The following is a 17,561-nucleotide window of genomic DNA, read 5'->3' as shown; positions in this document are numbered from 1 at the left end:
ACATGATCGTACGGATCATGGGGGAGGGGCAGGTGAGGCTGGCCGACAGCCACCTCACCGAACTGAACAAGCTCGACGACGAGCTGCTGGCCGAAATGGAGAACGGCGACGGCCCCGGCTTCCGCCGCACCCTCCAGTCCCTCCTCACCAAGGTCCGAGACCTCGGCGAACCCCTCCCGGACGACTCCCTGGAACCCTCGGAACTGATCCTCCCGTCCCCGGACGCGACGCTGGAGGAAGTCCGGGAGCTCTTGAGCGACGACGGCTTGATTCCGGGTTGAGTACGTAAGGAGACCTGCACCACAGCACCGGGCGCCATTCGCAGCGCAGCTCACCCCGGCTACCGTAAACAGCCGTGAACACCCTCGACCGCGCCAGAGCCCACCTCAAAGCGCACCCCCTCGCACTGGACGCGGCCCTCGCAGCCGGCGTCCTGATCTGCATGGTGGCCGGCTCGTTCGTGGATCCGCACGGCAAGGACGGCGTCACCTGGGGCCTGCACACCCCCGACCTCCCCAGCCTCACCCTCATGACCCTCGGCGCCGCCACCCTCGTCTTCCGCCGCCGCGCCCCCAGAACCGTCCTCGCCGTCACCGGCACCCTCTCCGTCATCGAGAGCGTCAACGGCGACCCCCGAGCCCCCGTCGCCATGTCCGCGGTCATCGCGCTGTACACCGTCGCCTCCACCACCGACCGCCACACCGCCTGGCGCCTGGGCCTGCTCACCATGACCGTCCTGACCGGCGTCGCCATGCTCGCGGGCCCCCTGCCCTGGTACGCCCAGGAGAACCTCGCGATCTTCGCCTGGACCGGCATGGCCGCGACCGCCGGCGACGCCATGCGCAGCCGCCGCGCCTTCGTCGACGCCATCCAGGAACGCGCGGCACGAGCCGAGCGCACCAGAGAGGAAGAGGCCCGCCGACGGGTCGCCGAGGAACGCCTCCGTATCGCCCGCGACCTGCACGACGTCGTCGCCCACCACATCGCCCTGGTCAATGTGCAGGCCGGAGTCGCCGCCCATGTGATGGACAAGCGCCCCGACCAGGCCAAGGAGGCCCTGGCCCACGTACGCGAGGCCAGCCGCTCCGCGCTCAACGAGCTGCGTGCCACCGTCGGCCTGCTGCGCCAGTCCGGCGACCCGGAGGCACCCACCGAGCCCGCCCCCGGCCTCGACCGGCTCGACGAACTCGTCGGCACCTTCCGCAGCGCGGGACTCCAGGTCGAGGTGGCCCGCGCCGACCAGGACACCACCCTGCCCGCCGCCGTCGGCCTTGCGGCCTACCGGGTCATCCAGGAAGCCCTCACCAATGTGCAGAAGCACGCGGGAGGCGAGGCGAAAGCCGAGGTCAGCGTCGTCCGCGTGGGACCGCATGTGGAGGTCACGGTCCTCGACGACGGGGTCCACGACCCGGAGGCCCCCGTCTCCAGCGGCGGCCATGGACTGCTCGGCATGCGCGAACGCGTCACCGCCCTGCGCGGCACACTCACCACCGGTCCCCGGTACGGCGGCGGGTTCCGGGTGCATGCGATCCTGCCGGTCAAGACCCGTAGCGCCGTCACGGGAGAGCCGGGGGAGACCGTATGACCATCCGTGTCCTGCTCGCCGACGACCAGGCCCTGTTGCGCAGCGCCTTCCGTGTCCTGGTGGACTCCGAGTCCGACATGGAGGTCGTGGGCGAGGCGTCCGACGGCGCTCAGGCAGTGGCGCTGGCCAAGGAGCAGCGCGCCGACGTGGTCCTGATGGACATCCGGATGCCCGGCACCGACGGGCTCGCCGCCACTCGCATGATCAGCGCCGACCCGTCGCTCGCCCATGTCCGCGTGGTCATACTGACCACCTTCGAGGTCGACGACTATGTCGTGCAGTCGCTGCGGGCCGGCGCCTCCGGCTTCCTCGGCAAGGGTTCCGAGCCCGACGAGCTGCTGAACGCCATCCGGGTCGCCGCAGGCGGCGAGGCCCTGCTCTCCCCGGCCGCCACCAAGGGCCTGATCGCCCGCTTCCTCGCGCAGGGCGGCACGGGCGACGACGAGCGCGACCCGGCCCGCGCCGAACGGCTCGACGCGCTCACCGTGCGGGAGCGCGAGGTGCTGGTGCAGGTCGCGGGCGGCCACTCCAACGACGAGATCGCCGAACGTCTCGAGGTCAGCCCGCTGACCGTGAAGACCCACGTCAACCGGGCCATGGCCAAGCTGGGCGCACGGGACCGGGCGCAGCTCGTGGTGATCGCCTACGAGTCGGGGCTGGTCCGTCCAAGGGTGGACTAGCGCGGGCCGGGTGTACTGCGCCCGGAGTATGCGCCGGATAAGGAACGGGACCTCGGGGCTACGAATCAGGGGTTCCGGATGGCTCAGGGTGTAGGAGCCGCTCTGCTCAACAGAAGAGAGACCCTGATCCCATGTCCTGGCTGTCCAGATTCAGCCTCGCGCAACGAGCCCTCGTCGGGCTCATGTCGATCATCGCGCTCGCCTTCGGAGCGATCGCGATACCCCAGCTCAAGCAGCAGCTGCTGCCGTCCATAGAACTGCCCATGGTGTCCGTGCTCGCGCCCTACCAGGGTGCCTCCCCGGACGTGGTGGAGAAGCAGGTCGTCGAGCCCATCGAGGACAGCCTCGAAGGTGTCGACGGCATCACCGGCGTCACCTCCACCGCCAGCGAGGGCAACGCCCTGATCATGGCGTCCTTCGACTACGGCAGCGGCACCCAGCAGCTCGTCGCCGATGTCCAGCAGGCCGTCAACCGGGCCCGCGCCCAGCTCCCGGACGAGGTCGACCCGCAGGTCGTCGCCGGTTCCACGGACGACATGCCGACCGTCGTACTCGCCGTCACCGCCGACAAGGACCAGCAGGCCCTGGCCGACCAGCTGGACAAGACGGTCGTACCGGATCTGAAGGACATCGACGGCGTCGGCCAGGTCACCGTCGACGGTGTGCGTGACCTCGAGGTCACCGTCACCCCGGACGACGCGAAGCTGGCCGCGGCCGGTCTGACCGCGCAGTCCCTCACCCAGGCCCTCCAGGCGGGCGGCGCGACCGTGCCGGCCGGCTCCTTCGACGAGGACGGCGCCAACCGGACCGTGCAGGTCGGCGGCGGCTTCACTTCGCTGGAGCAGATCGAGGACCTGCGCATCAAGGGCGACGGCAAGCCGGTCCGCCTCGCCGACGTCGCGAAGGTCGAGCAGGAGCAGGCCCCGGCCGACTCCCTGACCCGTACGAACGGTGAGCCGAGCCTCGCGGTCATGGTCACCATGGACCGTGACGGCAGCGCGGTCGCGATCTCGGACGCGGTGAACGACAAGCTCGCGCAGATGCGCGCGGACCTCGGCACCGGTGCCGAGGTGACCGTCGTCAGCGACCAGGGTCCGGCGGTGAAGAAGTCCATCGACGGTCTGACCACCGAGGGCGCGCTGGGTCTGCTCTTCGCGGTCCTGATCATCCTGGTCTTCCTGGCGTCGATCCGCTCCACGCTGGTGACGGCGGTGTCCATTCCGCTGTCGGTCGTGCTCGCGCTGATCGTGCTGTGGACGCAGGACCTGTCCCTGAACATGCTGACGCTGGGCGCCCTGACCATCGCCATCGGCCGGGTCGTGGACGACTCGATCGTGGTCCTGGAGAACATCAAGCGGCACCTCGGCTACGGCGAGGAGCGCGAGGAGGCCATCCTCAAGGCGGTCCGCGAGGTGGCGGGCGCGGTGACGTCCTCCACGCTCACCACGGTCGCCGTGTTCCTGCCGATCGGCCTGACCGGCGGCATGGTGGGCGAGCTGTTCGGCTCGTTCAGCCTGACGGTGACGGCGGCCCTGCTGGCGTCGCTCCTTGTCTCGCTGACGGTCGTACCGGTGCTGTCGTTCTGGTTCCTGCGCGCCCCGAAGGGCACCCCCGAGGACGCCGAGGAGGCCCGCCGCAAGGCGGAGGAGAAGGAGGCCAAGAGCCGCCTTCAGCGCCTCTACGTCCCCGTCCTGCGCTTCGCGACCCGGCGCCGTCTGACGAGCGTGGCGCTCGCGATCGTCATCCTCATCGGCACCTTCGGCATGGCGCCGCTGCTCAAGACGAACTTCTTCGACCAGGGCGAGCAGGAAGTCCTCACCGTCAAGCAGGAGTTGAAGCCCGGCACCAGCCTGGCGGCGACCGACGCGCAGGCGAAGAAGGTCGAGAAGCTGCTCGGCTCCGTCGAGGGCGTGAAGGACTCCCAGGTCACCATCGGCTCGTCCGGCTTCATGGCGGCCTTCGGCGGCGGTACGGACACCAACCAGGCGTCCTACTCGGTGATGCTGGAGGACTCCGCGTCCTCCGAGGACGTCACCGACCGCATCGAGGACGGTCTGAAGAAGCTCGACGGCATCGGTACGACCACCATCGCGGCCGGTGACGGCTTCGGCAGCCAGGACCTGAGCGTGGTCGTGAAGGCGGCCGACGCGAGCGTGCTGCGCGAGGCCGCCGAGGAGGTCCGCAAGGAGGTGGCGGGTCTGGACGACGTCACCGACGTCACCAGCGACCTGTCGCAGAGCGTCCCGCGGATCTCGGTCAAGGCCAACGACAAGGCGGCGGCGGCCGGTTTCACCGACGCCACCCTCGGCGCGGCGGTCGCCCAGGCGGTCCGCGGCACCACGGCGGCGCAGGCCACGCTGGACGACACCGAGCGTGACATCGTCATCCGCTCGGCGAAGCCCGCCGAGACCCTGGCCGAGCTCAAGGCGCTGCGCCTGGGCCCGGTGAAGCTGTCCGACGTGGCGACGGTGAAGCTGGTCGACGGCCCGGTCTCGATGACCCGGATCGACGGCCAGCGAGCCGCGACCATCACGGCGAAGCCGACCGGTGACAACACCGGCGCGGTCAGCGCGGACCTCCAGTCGAAGATCAACGGCCTGGAACTGCCCGCGGGCGCCACGGCCGCGATCGGCGGTGTCTCCGAGGACCAGGACGAGGCGTTCGCCAACCTGGGCCTGGCGATGCTGGCGGCCATCGCGATCGTCTTCATGCTGCTGGTCGCGACCTTCCGCTCGCTCGTCCAGCCGCTGATCCTGCTGGTCTCGATCCCCTTCGCGGCCACCGGCGCGATCGGCCTGCTGGTCGCCACCGGCACCCCGATGGGCGTCCCCGCGATGATCGGCATGCTGATGCTGATCGGCATCGTGGTGACGAACGCGATCGTGCTGATCGATCTGATCAACCAGTACAGGCGACAGGGTTACGGCGTCGTGGAGGCCGTGATCGAGGGCGGCCGCCACCGCCTCCGCCCCATCCTCATGACGGCCCTGGCGACGATCTTCGCCCTGCTCCCGATGGCGCTGGGCGTCACCGGCGAGGGCGGCTTCATCGCCCAACCGCTGGCCGTGGTCGTGATCGGCGGCCTGATCACCTCAACCCTCCTCACCCTGCTCCTCGTCCCGACGCTCTACACGATGCTGGAGCTCCGCAAGGAGCGCCGGGCGAAGAAGCGCGAGGCGAAGCGGCTGAAGAAGGCGGGCGTGCCGGTCGAGGCGAAGTCGGAGGAGCCGGAACCGGCGGGCGTCTGACGGTTGGTTCGACGGCCGGGTCCCGTACATCGTCGTACGGGACCCGGCCGTATCCTTTCCTCTCAACAGGCATACGGGGGAGAGGGATCGGGGCGTGCCACTGCACAAGGACGATCCGAAGTCGGTCGGCGGGTACAAGCTGGTCGACCGGCTGGGAGCCGGCGGCATGGGCGTCGTCTACCGGGGCAGATCGCGCTCCGGGCGCGAGGTGGCGGTCAAGGTGGTGCACGCCCAGTACGCCGCGGACCCGGTCTTCCGCGCCCGTTTCCGCCAGGAGATCGACGCCGTCCGCAAGGTGAGCGGCGCCTTCACCGCGCCGGTCGTGGACGCCGATCCGGAGGCGGCGCGGCCGTGGATGGCAACGCAGTACGTGCCCGGCCGCTCGCTCGCCGCCCGGATCCGCGACGTGGGCCCGCTGCGGGATTCCGAACTACGGCGCTTGGCGCTGGGCCTGGTGGAGGCGCTGCGGGAGATCCACCGGGCGGGGGTGGTGCACCGCGACCTGAAACCGGCCAACGTCCTGATGGCCGACGACGGCCCCCGAGTCATCGACTTCGGCATATCCCGGGCCACGGAGAACATCACCCTGACCGAAACCGGCCAGATGATCGGCACCCCGCCCTTCATGTCCCCGGAACAACTGACGGACGCCCGCTCGGTGGGCCCGTCCTCGGACGTCTTCTCCCTCGGCGCCCTCCTGGTGTACACGGTCACCGGCCGGGGCCCCTTCGACGCGGACAGCCCCTACCTGACGGCGTACCGGGTGGTCCACGACGCACCGGTCCTGGACGGCGTGAGCGAGCCCCTGCGGGCAATCCTGGAGCGCTGCCTGACGAAGGAGGCGGCGGACCGTCCCGAACTGGACGAACTGGCCCGGGAGTTCGTGAAGGCGCTGCCGGAGGCGACGGCGGGCGACCCGGAAACCCTGACCCTGCGCCTGAGCGAGCTCCGGGCCACGGCGGACACCCACTCGAGGACCTTCGCCGACCCCACGGCCACCACCCACTCGGGCCGCCGCCGGAGTCGTATCCGTCCGCTGTTGGCCGCGACCGGCACGGTCGGCGTCGCGGCGCTCGGGCTGACGGCCTATCTGCTGCTCGGCCCGGGGTGGGCGGACAGCGGCGACAGGGCGACCCCTTCGCCGTCCGCGACCTCCCGGTGGGCCGCTCTGCCCAACGGCTGGAAGCCCTGGCAGACGACGCTGTTCGAGACGGCTCCCCTGGGCGCGAAGAAGGCGCTGGGCGTGGACGAAGGCTGGTTTGCGGGCGAGCCCGACTGTCTGAAGAACGGGGACGCCGTCTTCTGCACGGGCGACAGCATCCTTCCCACACGCCTGGACGCCGGGACGGGCAAGACCCTCTGGCGCTCCGATGTCGCACTGACCGACAGCGAGACGGAGTCGTACAGCGGCACGCTGCTCGGCTTCCGGGACGGCACGCTGGTCGTGTCGCAGGTCATCACCACCAATTCCGCGGAGGCGGACCCGGTCCATGCCGTCGGCTTCGACGCGCAGACCGGCGAGCAGCTCTGGAAGCACCAGATCAACGAAGAGAACCTCGCCATCGCCCTGTCCGGCGGCCTGGTCATCACCTCCAGCGGCGGCCGGACCGTGGAGGCCCGTTCGCCGCGCACCGGTGAGGTGCGCTGGACCGCGCTGATGCCCACCGGCCACCACTGCTCCTTCACGCCGGGCGGCCCCGATGTGTACGCCCACTGCACTCCGGCCGAGGCGGAGGACGGGGACGCCGTCCTCCTGGTGCTGGACGCGGCCGACGGCTCGGAGCGGCGCCTGAAGGCCCCGTACGAGGCCGGCATCCTCGGGGTCGCCGACGGGCGGCTGGTTCTGATGCAGTGGGCCGCGCAGGACGCAATGTCCGTCGAGGCCCCGGCGATCGACCGGATCCTGCTCGTGGACCCGGACACGGGCGACCGTACGACGGCGAAGCTGACGAAGAGTTACGAAGGGGAGCCGACGCTGGCCGGCGGCACCGTGTGGTTCGTCGCGGACAACGGCCTCGTGACCGCCGTCTCCCCGCGCACCGGCAAGGAGCTGTGGCGGACCCAGACCAGCCTGGAACAACCGGGCGACGCCACCTACGACGCCCGGACACGCACCCTCTACCTGGCCAGCATCAGCGGCCGGGTGGCGGCCCTCGACGCCCGCAAGGGCACGTCGCTGTGGGAGACGCTGCCGCGCGCGGGAGCTTCGTCCGGCAGCGTGACCGGCCCCCGGGTACTGCTGCACCAGGGGGCGCTGATCGTCCCCACCCCCGACGGCACCGTCTTCAACCTCGACCCCGCCCACCCCGACCGAAAACCCGCATCGGGGTGAGCGTGCCCCTCGCGGGCTACGGCAGCGCCAGCATCCGCTCCAGCGCCAGCTTTGCGAAGGTCTCGGTCTCCTTGTCGACCTCGATGCGGTTGACGAGGTTGCCCTCGGCCAGGGACTCCAGGGTCCAGACCAGGTGGGGGAGGTCGATGCGGTTCATGGTCGAGCAGAAGCAGACCGTCTTGTCGAGGAAGACGATCTCCTTGCCCTCCGGCGCGAAACGGTTCGCCAGCCGGCGGACCAGGTTCAACTCGGTGCCGATGGCCCACTTGGAGCCGGCCGGAGCCGCCTCCAGCGCCTTGATGATGTACTCGGTCGAACCGACGTAGTCCGCCGCGGCCACGACCTCGTGCTTGCACTCGGGGTGGACGAGGACGTTCACGCCCGGGATGCGCTCACGGACGTCGTTCACCGAGTCCAGCGAGAAGCGGCCGTGCACCGAGCAGTGGCCGCGCCACAGGATCATCTTGGCGTCGCGCAGCTGCTCCGCGGTCAGCCCGCCGTTCGGCTTGTGCGGGTTGTAGACGACGCAGTCCTCCAGGGACATGCCCATGTCCCGCACCGCGGTGTTGCGGCCGAGGTGCTGGTCCGGCAGGAACAGGACCTTCTCGCCCTGCTCGAACGCCCAGTCCAGCGCCCGCTTCGCATTGGACGACGTACAGATCAGACCGCCGTGCTTACCGGTGAAGGCCTTGATGTCGGCGGACGAGTTCATGTACGACACCGGCACGACCTGCTCGGCTATCCCGGCCTCGGTCAGCACGTCCCAGCACTCGGCGACCTGCTCGGCCGTCGCCATGTCGGCCATCGAGCAGCCGGCGGCGAGGTCGGGCAGGACCACCTTCTGGTCATCGCTCGTCAGGATGTCCGCGGACTCCGCCATGAAGTGCACGCCGCAGAACACGATGTACTCCGCCTCGGGGCGCGCGGCCGCGTCCCGGGCCAGCTTGAAGGAGTCGCCGGTGACGTCCGCGAACTGGATGACCTCGTCGCGCTGGTAGTGGTGGCCGAGTACGAAGACCTTGTCGCCGAGCTTCTCCTTGGCTGCGCGGGCGCGCTCGACCAGGTCCGGATCGGACGGCGAGGGCAGGTCGCCGGGGCACTCCACGCCGCGCTCGCTCTTGGGGTCGGCCTCACGGCCGAGGAGCAGCAGGGCGAGGGGCGTCGGCTGTACGTCGAGCTCCTGGGTCTGGGCGGTGGTCACGACACGCACCCTTTCTGTTCTGCGGCTCGCCGGCCCGGGGTGCCGGGTCGGCGGGGTCACCATCTGGCTTTTCGTCGAAATGACGCTATCTATCATAACCGCTTCACGTCAGTTTGACGATGGGCATAGCGTCCATGTGACGTGAATCCCTGTGAGCGGCCTTTCATTCCCGAAAGGGCCGTTTTCCGCTCCCACGCGTGTGTGCGAGCATGAAGAAGGAACCGCACGAACCGGTAAGACAAGCGCCCGGCCCGGAATGAATCCGCGGCCCCGCGGGTTGCAACCGTCGGCAAGCAGTCTCCGTACAACCCGGGAGAGATGTAGATGTCCGTATCGGACGAGACCAGCACCGTCACCGACGGCATCGTCCTGACCGACGCCGCCGCGTCCAAGGTCAAGGCCCTGCTCGACCAGGAAGGCCGTGAGGACCTCGCCCTGCGCGTGGCCGTCCAGCCCGGCGGCTGCTCCGGCCTGCGCTACCAGCTCTTCTTCGACGAGCGCTCCCTCGACGGCGACGTGGAGAAGGACTTCGACGGCGTCAAGGTCGTCACCGACCGTATGAGCGCCCCGTACCTCGGCGGCGCCACCATCGACTTCGTCGACACCATCGAGAAGCAGGGCTTCACGATCGACAACCCGAACGCCACGGGCTCCTGCGCCTGCGGCGACTCCTTCAGCTAAACGCTCGGGTTCTACGACGAAGGCGGCGGCCCCCTCCGACGGGGCCGCCGCCTTCGCGTATCCGGGGAGCCCTACCGGGCCCCGGCGGTCTCCGGCAGCCGCGCCCCCGCCTTCTCCAGCGGGACCGCCCTGCCGTCCGTGCCCACGACCTTCCGGTCGCCGAGCGGCTCGTCCAGCTGCACCGTGCGGTGGTGGGTCTTGGCGATCATGATGCAGACCTTGTCGGGCCAGGGGGTCTCGGTCACCGTGACCCGCACCTCGTCGTCGCTCTCGCTCACCTTCGCGTCGTAGTCGGCGCACACCCCGCCGGTGAAGGCGACGGTGAGTTCCTTGCCCTCGGTGGTGTAGCCCTCGACGGTCACATTCCGCGTGGTCTGCTCGTCAGTCGGGCCGGTCGGCCGCGGGCTGGGCTGCTCGGTCGGGGTGCCGGACGGAGCGGTCGAAGCCAGGAACTTCGGGTCGATCGCCGGATGCGTCACCGTGAAGCTGTCCTGCGCGCCGGGCGCCCGCACCTGGAACAGCCAGGACGGCACCAGCGCCTGCCGGGCGTCCACATAGTGCGAGGCCAGCCCGAACACGGCCTTCTCGACCGTGATCGTGTCCTTCTTCCGAGGCTCCCCGCACGCTGTCTCATCTTCCAGCGGTACGGGGCTGGCGCAGCCGCCGATGCCCATGCGTGAGTCGTCCGCCGGTGCCGAATTCATCAGCTTCAGCGTCTTCTCGGCGCTCAGCACGGGATAGGTGTCGCTCTTCACCGGCGCCTTCAACTGACCGCTGCCGCCGACCACTTCACCCTGCGCGCCGACGGTCACGCCCGTCGTCCAGCCGTAGGTGGGCAGCCCGCCGACCACCGGCTCGGCGTTCACCACCCGCTGGGCGTCCATGACCCGGCTCGCGTCGAGCTTCGCGTCGTCCTGGCCCACCGCCTTCAGCACCGGAGCGGCGGCCTTCTTCGCGGCCTCCTCGCTCACCGGGTCGACGGCGGGGCCGCCGGGCTTATCAGCACAGACGGTCGGGCTCTGGCAGTTGTCGGTGCCGGGGGCGTAGCGCTGGAAGGTCCAGGTGCCCGGCGCCTGCCGGTTCACCTGCAGACTCGGCCCCGACCCGTCCTTGGCGCCGATCCGCCAGGCCTGCCCCTGGAGCACGGGCTTCCCGGAGACGCCGAGCGCGTTGGCCAGCCGGGTCACCTCGTCCGCGGTGACCTCGCCCCGAGCCCGGTACACCGCAGCCGAGCCGGGCCCGTCCGGGAGCGCGCCGTCGGCCTCGAAGGTGGCGCCGTACGGATTCGGCTCCCCCGGCGCGATACCGCCCGTCGAGCCCTCGGAGTACCCGTCGAGCTCGAGCGGCGGGGGAGTGTCGGCGCCGGGCGCCCCCGAGGACGTACCGTCGTCCGACCCGTCGGAGGCGGTGGCGGCGAGGTAGGCCCCGCCACCACCGACGAGCAGCACGGCCGCGGCCACGGAGGCGATGATCACGGGGGAGCGACGCCGCCCGCCCGTCGGGCGCTCGGCGTTCTCGTCGGCCCCGACGGTGTCATCGGCGTCCCGTGCGGGGCCGGTGTTCTCGACGGCGCCGGGCTCGGCCGCGTCGTCGTTGTCGGGTCGCTCGGTGTTCACCGCATCGCTCCTTGGGTCGTATCCCGCATCCCCTTTCCGGGGGACAGCGATGGGACGCGGCACACGAGCGCACGGTTCCCGCAAGCGGGCGTATTCAGTCGCCGTAGTCCGACATGGCGTCCAGCAGCCGCGCGGACTTGTTCGGCACCTTCACCCCGTGGATGAGCGAGGGAGAGACCGGAAGCGGGGCGATCCGGTCGGGAGCGTGCCAGTGGGGGGCCATCCGGGCGCAGTCGCCACGCAGCGCCGCCAGGTCGCCGTCCTGGTCGACCGGAGCGGGAACCGGAGCCTTGAGTTTCGTCATAGCGGAACCGTAAGCACGTCATGGCCCGCGGAGAAAGATCTACTATCAGGTAGTTTTGGCTGCTTCTGAGTCATCGCCCGACCCGGTAGCGTTAACTGTCAATCCGCCTCCGCATCCGCAGGAGAATCCCAGCCGTGCGCATCGCAGTCACCGGCTCCATCGCCACCGACCACCTCATGACCTTCCCCGGCCGCTTCGCCGACCAGTTCGTCGCGGACCAGCTGCACACGGTCTCGCTCTCGTTCCTGGTCGACAACCTGGACGTCCGCCGGGGCGGCGTCGGCGCGAACATCGCCTTCGGCATGGGTCAGCTGGGCACCCGGCCGATCCTGGTCGGCGCCGCGGGCTTCGATTTCGACGAGTACCGGGCCTGGCTCGACCGCCACGGCGTCGACACCGAGTCGGTGCGGATCTCCGAGACCCTGCACACCGCGCGCTTCGTGTGCACCACCGACTCCGACCACAACCAGATCGGCTCCTTCTACACCGGCGCGATGAGCGAGGCCCGGCTCATCGAGCTGAAGACCGTCGCGGACCGCGTCGGTGGCCTGGACCTGGTCCTCATCGGCGCCGACGACCCCGAGGGAATGCTCCGCCACACCGAGGAGTGCCGTTCGCGCTCCATCCCCTTCGCCGCGGACTTCTCCCAGCAGATCGCCCGGATGAACGGCGACGAGATCCGGATACTGCTGGACGGGGCGACCTACCTCTTCTCCAACGAGTACGAGAAGGGCCTCATCGAGACCAAGACCGGCTGGTCCGACGCGGAGATCCTGGCCAAGGTGGGCTGCCGTGTCACCACGCTCGGCTCGCAGGGCGTCCGTATCGAGCGGGTCGGCGAGTCCCCGATCGAGGTCGGCTGCCCCGACGAGGAGCGCAAGGCCGACCCGACGGGCGTCGGCGACGCCTTCCGCGCGGGGTTCCTGTCGGGACTGGCCTGGGGGGTCTCCCTGGAGCGCGCCGCACAGGTCGGCTGCATGCTGGCCACCCTCGTCATCGAGACGGTGGGCACGCAGGAGTACCAGCTGCGGCGAGGCCACTTCATGGAGCGCTTCATGAAGGCGTACGGGGATGAGGCCGCGGCCGAGGTCCAGGGGCACCTGGCCTGAACTAGGCGACCCGGCGGACCAGATACGCCGTACCCCGGTCCGCCGGTTCCTCCCCCACGTACTCCTGCCCCCGCATCTCGCACCACGCGGGGATGTCCAGCCGCGCCGCCTCGTCGTCGGACAGGACCCTTACCGTCCCGCCGATCGGCACGTCTGCGATGACCTTCGCCAGTTCGATGACCGGGATCGGGCAGCGTTTGCCCAGGGCGTCGACGATCAAGGCGTCCTCCTGTACGACCGTCGTGGGCGTCGGTGCGCCCAGCTTCTCCCGTACCGACGCCACCGCCCCCGGCAGGACGGACAGGAACCGCTCCACGTCCTCCTCCGGAGTCCCGAGCGGCAGCGACACCCGTACGTTCCCCTCGGTCAGTACCCCCATCGCCTTCAGCACATGGCTGGGCGTCAGCGTGCTGCTCGTACAGGACGATCCGGACGAGACGGAGAAACCGGAGCGATCCAGCTCGTGCAGCAGAGTCTCCCCGTCGACATAGAGACACGAGAACGTGACGATCCCGGGCAGCCGGCGCACCGGATCGCCCACCACCTCGACATCCGGCACCAGTTCCGGCACTCGCGCCCGGATCCGCTCCGTCAGCTCCCGCAGCCGCGCCGCCTCCTGAACCGCCTCGGCCCGCACCGCCCGCAACGAGGCCGCCGCCGCCACGATCGCCGGCAGATTCTCGAACCCGGCCGCCCGCCCGGACTCCCGCTCGTCCACGGCCCCTTGAGGCGCGAACCGCACCCCCTTGCGCACCACAAGCAGCCCGACCCCGGACGGCCCGCCCCACTTGTGCGCACTGGCGGTGAGAAGCGACCAGTCCCCCTCGACCGGCTCCCACCCGAGCGACTGCGCCGCGTCCACGAGCAGCGGCACCCCGGCCTCCCGGCACAATGCGGCCACTTCGGCGACGGGCTGCTCGGTCCCCACCTCATGATTGGCCGACTGAAGACAGGCCAGCGCGGTGTCCTGCCGGAGGGCTTCCGCGTACGCCGAGGGGGCCACCGTTCCCGATCGGTCGACCGCCACCCGGGTGACCGAACCGCCCTCCCTCTCATGCACATCGGCGGAATGCAGCACGGAAGAATGCTCGATGGATGACACGATCAGGTGACGCCCCACCCGCCGCCGCCCGGCCAACGCCCCCGCGACACCGGCATGCACGGCCTGGGTACCGGAGCCGGTAAAGCTCAGCTCATCAGGACGGCACCCCACGGCCTCGGCAGTCGCCTCCCGAGCGGCATCCAGCAACATCCGAGCCCGACGCCCCTCGCGATAGAGCCGTGCCGGATCAGCCCACCCTTCATCAAGGGAGGCCAACAGCGCCTGACGAGCGACGGGATGGATCGGGGCACTGGAAGCAGCATCGAAATAGGACACACGACCACGCTAACTCCGTAGGGGCGCGGGGCTGTGTCGATATGCGGCTCCGCCGCGGGGCGCGACCAGCCACAACAGACCCGCAGCCGCCAATTCAGCGAACCCCCCACCTAGTAGGCACCCCTCCCCGCGAACCCTCGGAGAGGGTCGGCTAGGGTTTGGTCCGCATAAACATCCAAACCCCTGCCCGACGCAGGGCGGCGACCGACCAGCGAGAAGGCCGCAGCCGACCGCGCGGGCGAGACTCTCGGGAAGGCGCTACGTGAGTCCCAACGGCTCCGACCGCTCGCCGCGGCGCCCGATGCGGCGGAAGCTGCTGCAGGCAATGACCGCGGGCCTGGTCCTGGCGACCGCCACCGGTTGCACATACAAGGACTTCCCCCGCCTTGGTATGCCCACCCCGACCACGGAAGAGGCTCCGCGGATCCTCTCCCTGTGGCAGGGCTCCTGGGCTGCCGCGCTCGCCGTCGGCGTGCTGGTGTGGGGCCTGATCCTGTGGAGTGCGATCTTCCACCGGCGCAGCCGCACCAAGGTCGAGGTCCCTCCGCAGACCCGGTACAACATGCCGATCGAGGCGCTGTACACCGTGGTCCCGCTGATCATCGTCTCGGTGCTCTTCTACTTCACGGCCCGCGACGAGTCGAAGCTCCTCGAGCTCAAGGACAAGCCCGACGTCACCATCAACGTCGTCGGCTTCCAGTGGAGCTGGTGCTTCAACTACGTCGAGGGCGTCGAAGGTTCCACCGGTGACGCCACCAAGGCCAAGGAACTGGACGCGATTCCGGACCGCTTCAAGGAAGACTTCCCGGCCAATGCCGGCGGCGTCTACGACTGCGGCACCCCCGGTACGCGCAACCCGCAGACCGGCAACCCGGGCCCGACCCTGTGGCTGCCTGAGGGCAAGCGCGTCCGCTTCGTCCTCACCTCGCGTGACGTCATCCACTCCTTCTGGGTCGTGCCGTTCCTGATGAAGCAGGACGTCATCCCGGGCCACACCAACGCCTTCGAGGTGACTCCCAACCAGGAGGGCACCTTCCTGGGCAAGTGCGCCGAGCTCTGCGGCGTCGACCACTCCCGGATGCTGTTCAACGTGAAGGTCGTCTCCCAGGAGCGCTACGAGCAGCACCTTCAGGAACTCGTGAAGAAGGGGCAGACCGGTTACGTTCCCGCCGGCATCGCGCAGACGAGCCACGAGAAGAACCGGGAGACGAACAACCTGTGAGCATCCTCAACGAACCCCAGGGTGCCGCGGCAGCAGAGTCCCACTACGCGGACGAGTTGCCGGTCAGGCGCAAGCAGCCCGGGAACGTCGTGATCAAGTGGCTCACCACCACTGACCACAAGACGATCGGCACGCTGTACCTCGTCACGTCGTTCGCGTTCTTCTGCATCGGTGGCGTGATGGCGCTGTTCATGCGCGCCGAGCTGGCCCGTCCGGGTCTGCAGATCATGTCGAACGAGCAGTTCAACCAGGCGTTCACGATGCACGGCACGATCATGCTGCTGATGTTCGCGACGCCGCTGTTCGCCGGCTTCGCGAACTGGATCATGCCGCTGCAGATCGGTGCCCCCGACGTCGCCTTCCCGCGGCTGAACATGTTCGCCTACTGGCTGTACCTGTTCGGCTCGCTGATCGCGGTGGGCGGCTTCCTCACCCCCGACGGCGCCGCCGACTTCGGCTGGTTCGCCTACAGCCCGCTCTCGGACGCGGTCCGCTCGCCGGGCATCGGCGCCGACATGTGGATCATGGGTCTGGCCTTCTCCGGCTTCGGCACCATCCTCGGCTCGGTCAACTTCATCACCACGATCATCTGCATGCGCGCACCCGGCATGACGATGTTCCGTATGCCGATCTTCACCTGGAACGTGCTGCTGACCGGTGTGCTGGTCCTGCTCGCCTTCCCGGTGCTGGCCGCCGCGCTGTTCGCGCTGGAGGCGGACCGCAAGTTCGGCGCCCACATCTTCGACTCCGCCAACGGCGGCGCGCTGTTGTGGCAGCACCTCTTCTGGTTCTTCGGCCATCCAGAGGTGTACATCATCGCCCTGCCGTTCTTCGGGATCATCTCCGAGGTCATCCCGGTCTTCTCCCGCAAGCCGATGTTCGGCTACATGGGCCTGATCGCGGCGACCATCTCGATCGCGGGTCTGTCCGTGACGGTGTGGGCGCACCACATGTACGTCACCGGCGGAGTGTTGCTGCCGTTCTTCTCCTTCATGACGTTCCTGATCGCCGTACCAACCGGCGTGAAGTTCTTCAACTGGATCGGCACCATGTGGAAGGGGTCATTGAGTTTCGAGACCCCGATGCTCTGGGCCACCGGCTTCCTGATCACCTTCACGTTCGGTGGTCTGACCGGTGTCATCCTGGCCTCGCCGCCGATGGACTTCCACGTCTCCGACTCGTACTTCGTGGTGGCGCACTTCCACTACGTGGTGTTCGGCACCGTCGTCTTCGCGATGTTCTCCGGCTTCCACTTCTGGTGGCCGAAGATGACCGGGAAGATGCTCGACGAGCGGCTCGGAAAGATCACCTTCTGGACGCTGTTCATCGGCTTCCACGGCACCTTCCTGGTCCAGCACTGGCTGGGTGCCGAGGGCATGCCGCGTCGTTACGCGGACTACCTCGCGGCCGACGGCTTCACCGCCCTGAACACGATCTCGACGATCAGCTCGTTCGTCCTCGGTCTGTCGATCCTGCCGTTCTTCTACAACGTGTGGAAGACCGCCAAGTACGGCAAGAAGATCGAGGTCGACGACCCGTGGGGCTACGGCCGCTCGCTGGAGTGGGCGACGTCCTGCCCGCCGCCGCGGCACAACTTCCTCACCCTGCCGCGGATCCGTTCCGAATCCCCGGCGTTCGACCTGCATCACCCTGAGATCGCCGCTCTCGACCAGCTCGAGAACGCCCCTCACGGTGACAAGGCCCTCGCTGGTGGCAAGGAGGCCGGCAAGTGAAGATCCAAGGCAGGATGTTCATCTGGCTGAGCGTGTTCATCCTCGCCATGGCGATCGTCTATGGCGTGTGGTCGAAGGAGCCGGCCGGTACCACGGCCCTGTTCCTGGCGTTCGGTCTGTCCATCATGATCGGCTTCTACCTGGGCTTCACGGCCCGGCGGGTGGACGCCGGCGCGCAGGACGACAAGAACGCGGACGTCGCGGACGACGCCGGCGAGGTCGGCTTCTTCAGCCCGCACAGCTGGCAGCCGCTCTCCCTGGCCGTGGGTGGCGCGCTCGCCTTCCTCGCGGTCGCCATCGGCTGGTGGCTGATGTACTTCTCGGCCCCGCTGATCCTGGTCGGCATCTGGGGCTGGGTCTTCGAGTACTACCGCGGTGAGAACCGCACCCAGTAACACGCGCCGAGCGCTCGGGAGCCCGGACACTCCGTCAGGAGAGTCCGGGCTCCCTCTTTTGCCACGCCTTTTGTCCC

14 protein-coding genes are annotated in these 17,561 nt (G+C 69.2%); 10 read left to right on the top strand and 4 right to left on the bottom strand.

Annotated elements, in window-relative coordinates:
- Nucleotides 1-2: 2 nt before the first annotated feature.
- The 5 genes from pspAA to OHT76_RS12150 all read left to right on the top strand — a co-directional run bounded on the left by pspAA (nucleotide 3) and on the right by OHT76_RS12150 (nucleotide 7,845).
- On the top strand, nucleotides 3-281 hold the full coding sequence (pspAA, locus tag OHT76_RS12170) for a PspA-associated protein PspAA (RefSeq protein ID WP_328870804.1): 279 nt from the start codon (nucleotides 3-5) through the stop codon (nucleotides 279-281).
- 74 nt (nucleotides 282-355) lie between these two features.
- A complete protein-coding gene (locus OHT76_RS12165; protein ID WP_328870803.1) occupies nucleotides 356-1,585 on the top strand; it encodes a sensor histidine kinase in 1,230 nt (409 codons plus the stop codon).
- Nucleotides 1,582-2,265 carry a response regulator transcription factor gene (locus tag OHT76_RS12160; protein WP_328870802.1) on the top strand — a complete coding sequence of 228 codons (684 nt, stop codon included), beginning with the start codon at nucleotides 1,582-1,584 and terminating at the stop codon, nucleotides 2,263-2,265. The genes OHT76_RS12165 and OHT76_RS12160 overlap by 4 nt, the downstream gene beginning before the upstream one ends.
- 131 nt (nucleotides 2,266-2,396) lie before the next feature.
- Entirely contained in the window at nucleotides 2,397-5,513 is a 3,117-nt protein-coding gene (locus OHT76_RS12155) for an efflux RND transporter permease subunit (protein ID WP_328870801.1), read from the top strand.
- A 94-nt stretch (nucleotides 5,514-5,607) separates the two neighbouring features.
- Nucleotides 5,608-7,845: a serine/threonine-protein kinase gene (locus OHT76_RS12150; RefSeq protein ID WP_328870800.1), complete on the top strand. Its 2,238-nt coding sequence runs from the start codon at nucleotides 5,608-5,610 to the stop codon at nucleotides 7,843-7,845.
- Between the two features lie 16 nt (nucleotides 7,846-7,861).
- Here OHT76_RS12150 and nadA read toward each other — a convergent pair whose 3' ends face one another.
- Nucleotides 7,862-9,046: a quinolinate synthase NadA gene (nadA, locus tag OHT76_RS12145; protein WP_328870799.1), complete on the bottom strand. Its 1,185-nt coding sequence runs from the start codon at nucleotides 9,044-9,046 to the stop codon at nucleotides 7,862-7,864.
- A 324-nt stretch (nucleotides 9,047-9,370) separates the two neighbouring features.
- Between nadA and erpA the strand changes: the two genes are divergently transcribed.
- A complete protein-coding gene (gene erpA / locus OHT76_RS12140) occupies nucleotides 9,371-9,727 on the top strand; it encodes an iron-sulfur cluster insertion protein ErpA (RefSeq protein ID WP_328870798.1) in 357 nt (118 codons plus the stop codon).
- 71 nt (nucleotides 9,728-9,798) lie between these two features.
- Here the strand turns inward: erpA and OHT76_RS12135 are convergent, their stop codons facing one another.
- Nucleotides 9,799-11,343, bottom strand: a complete 1,545-nt coding sequence (locus tag OHT76_RS12135; protein ID WP_328870797.1) for a hypothetical protein — start codon at nucleotides 11,341-11,343, stop codon at nucleotides 9,799-9,801.
- A gap of 94 nt (nucleotides 11,344-11,437) precedes the next feature.
- Nucleotides 11,438-11,647, bottom strand: coding sequence for a hypothetical protein (locus OHT76_RS12130; protein WP_328870796.1), 210 nt, complete (start codon nucleotides 11,645-11,647; stop codon nucleotides 11,438-11,440).
- Nucleotides 11,648-11,781: 134 nt separating this feature from the next.
- On the opposite strand from OHT76_RS12130, the gene OHT76_RS12125 reads away from it, so the two are divergent.
- On the top strand, nucleotides 11,782-12,756 hold the full coding sequence (locus tag OHT76_RS12125) for a carbohydrate kinase family protein (RefSeq protein WP_328870795.1): 975 nt from the start codon (nucleotides 11,782-11,784) through the stop codon (nucleotides 12,754-12,756).
- Between the two features lies 1 nt (nucleotide 12,757).
- Here OHT76_RS12125 and OHT76_RS12120 read toward each other — a convergent pair whose 3' ends face one another.
- The gene (locus OHT76_RS12120; RefSeq protein ID WP_328870794.1) at nucleotides 12,758-14,134 is read right to left on the bottom strand and encodes a cysteine desulfurase/sulfurtransferase TusA family protein; all 1,377 of its coding nucleotides are present in this window, start codon (nucleotides 14,132-14,134) and stop codon (nucleotides 12,758-12,760) included.
- Between the two features lie 262 nt (nucleotides 14,135-14,396).
- Here OHT76_RS12120 and ctaC point away from each other — a divergent pair, with 262 nt between their 5' ends.
- From ctaC to OHT76_RS12105, 3 genes are read left to right on the top strand one after another with little or no spacing between them, the layout of a single operon-like run.
- Nucleotides 14,397-15,356: an aa3-type cytochrome oxidase subunit II gene (ctaC, locus tag OHT76_RS12115; RefSeq protein WP_328870793.1), complete on the top strand. Its 960-nt coding sequence runs from the start codon at nucleotides 14,397-14,399 to the stop codon at nucleotides 15,354-15,356.
- Nucleotides 15,353-17,089: an aa3-type cytochrome oxidase subunit I gene (ctaD, locus tag OHT76_RS12110; RefSeq protein WP_328870792.1), complete on the top strand. Its 1,737-nt coding sequence runs from the start codon at nucleotides 15,353-15,355 to the stop codon at nucleotides 17,087-17,089. The genes ctaC and ctaD overlap by 4 nt, the downstream gene beginning before the upstream one ends.
- On the top strand, nucleotides 17,086-17,484 hold the full coding sequence (locus OHT76_RS12105) for a cytochrome c oxidase subunit 4 (RefSeq protein ID WP_328870791.1): 399 nt from the start codon (nucleotides 17,086-17,088) through the stop codon (nucleotides 17,482-17,484). Before ctaD ends, OHT76_RS12105 begins: the two co-directional genes overlap by 4 nt.
- The last annotated feature ends 77 nt before the right edge of the window (nucleotides 17,485-17,561 follow it).

It is taken from the genome of Streptomyces sp. NBC_00287, from assembly GCF_036173105.1.
Taxonomy (GTDB): Bacteria; Actinomycetota; Actinomycetes; order Streptomycetales; family Streptomycetaceae; genus Streptomyces.
Note: the sequence above shows the minus strand (reverse complement) of the source record. Positions and strands in the feature narration are given on the sequence as shown.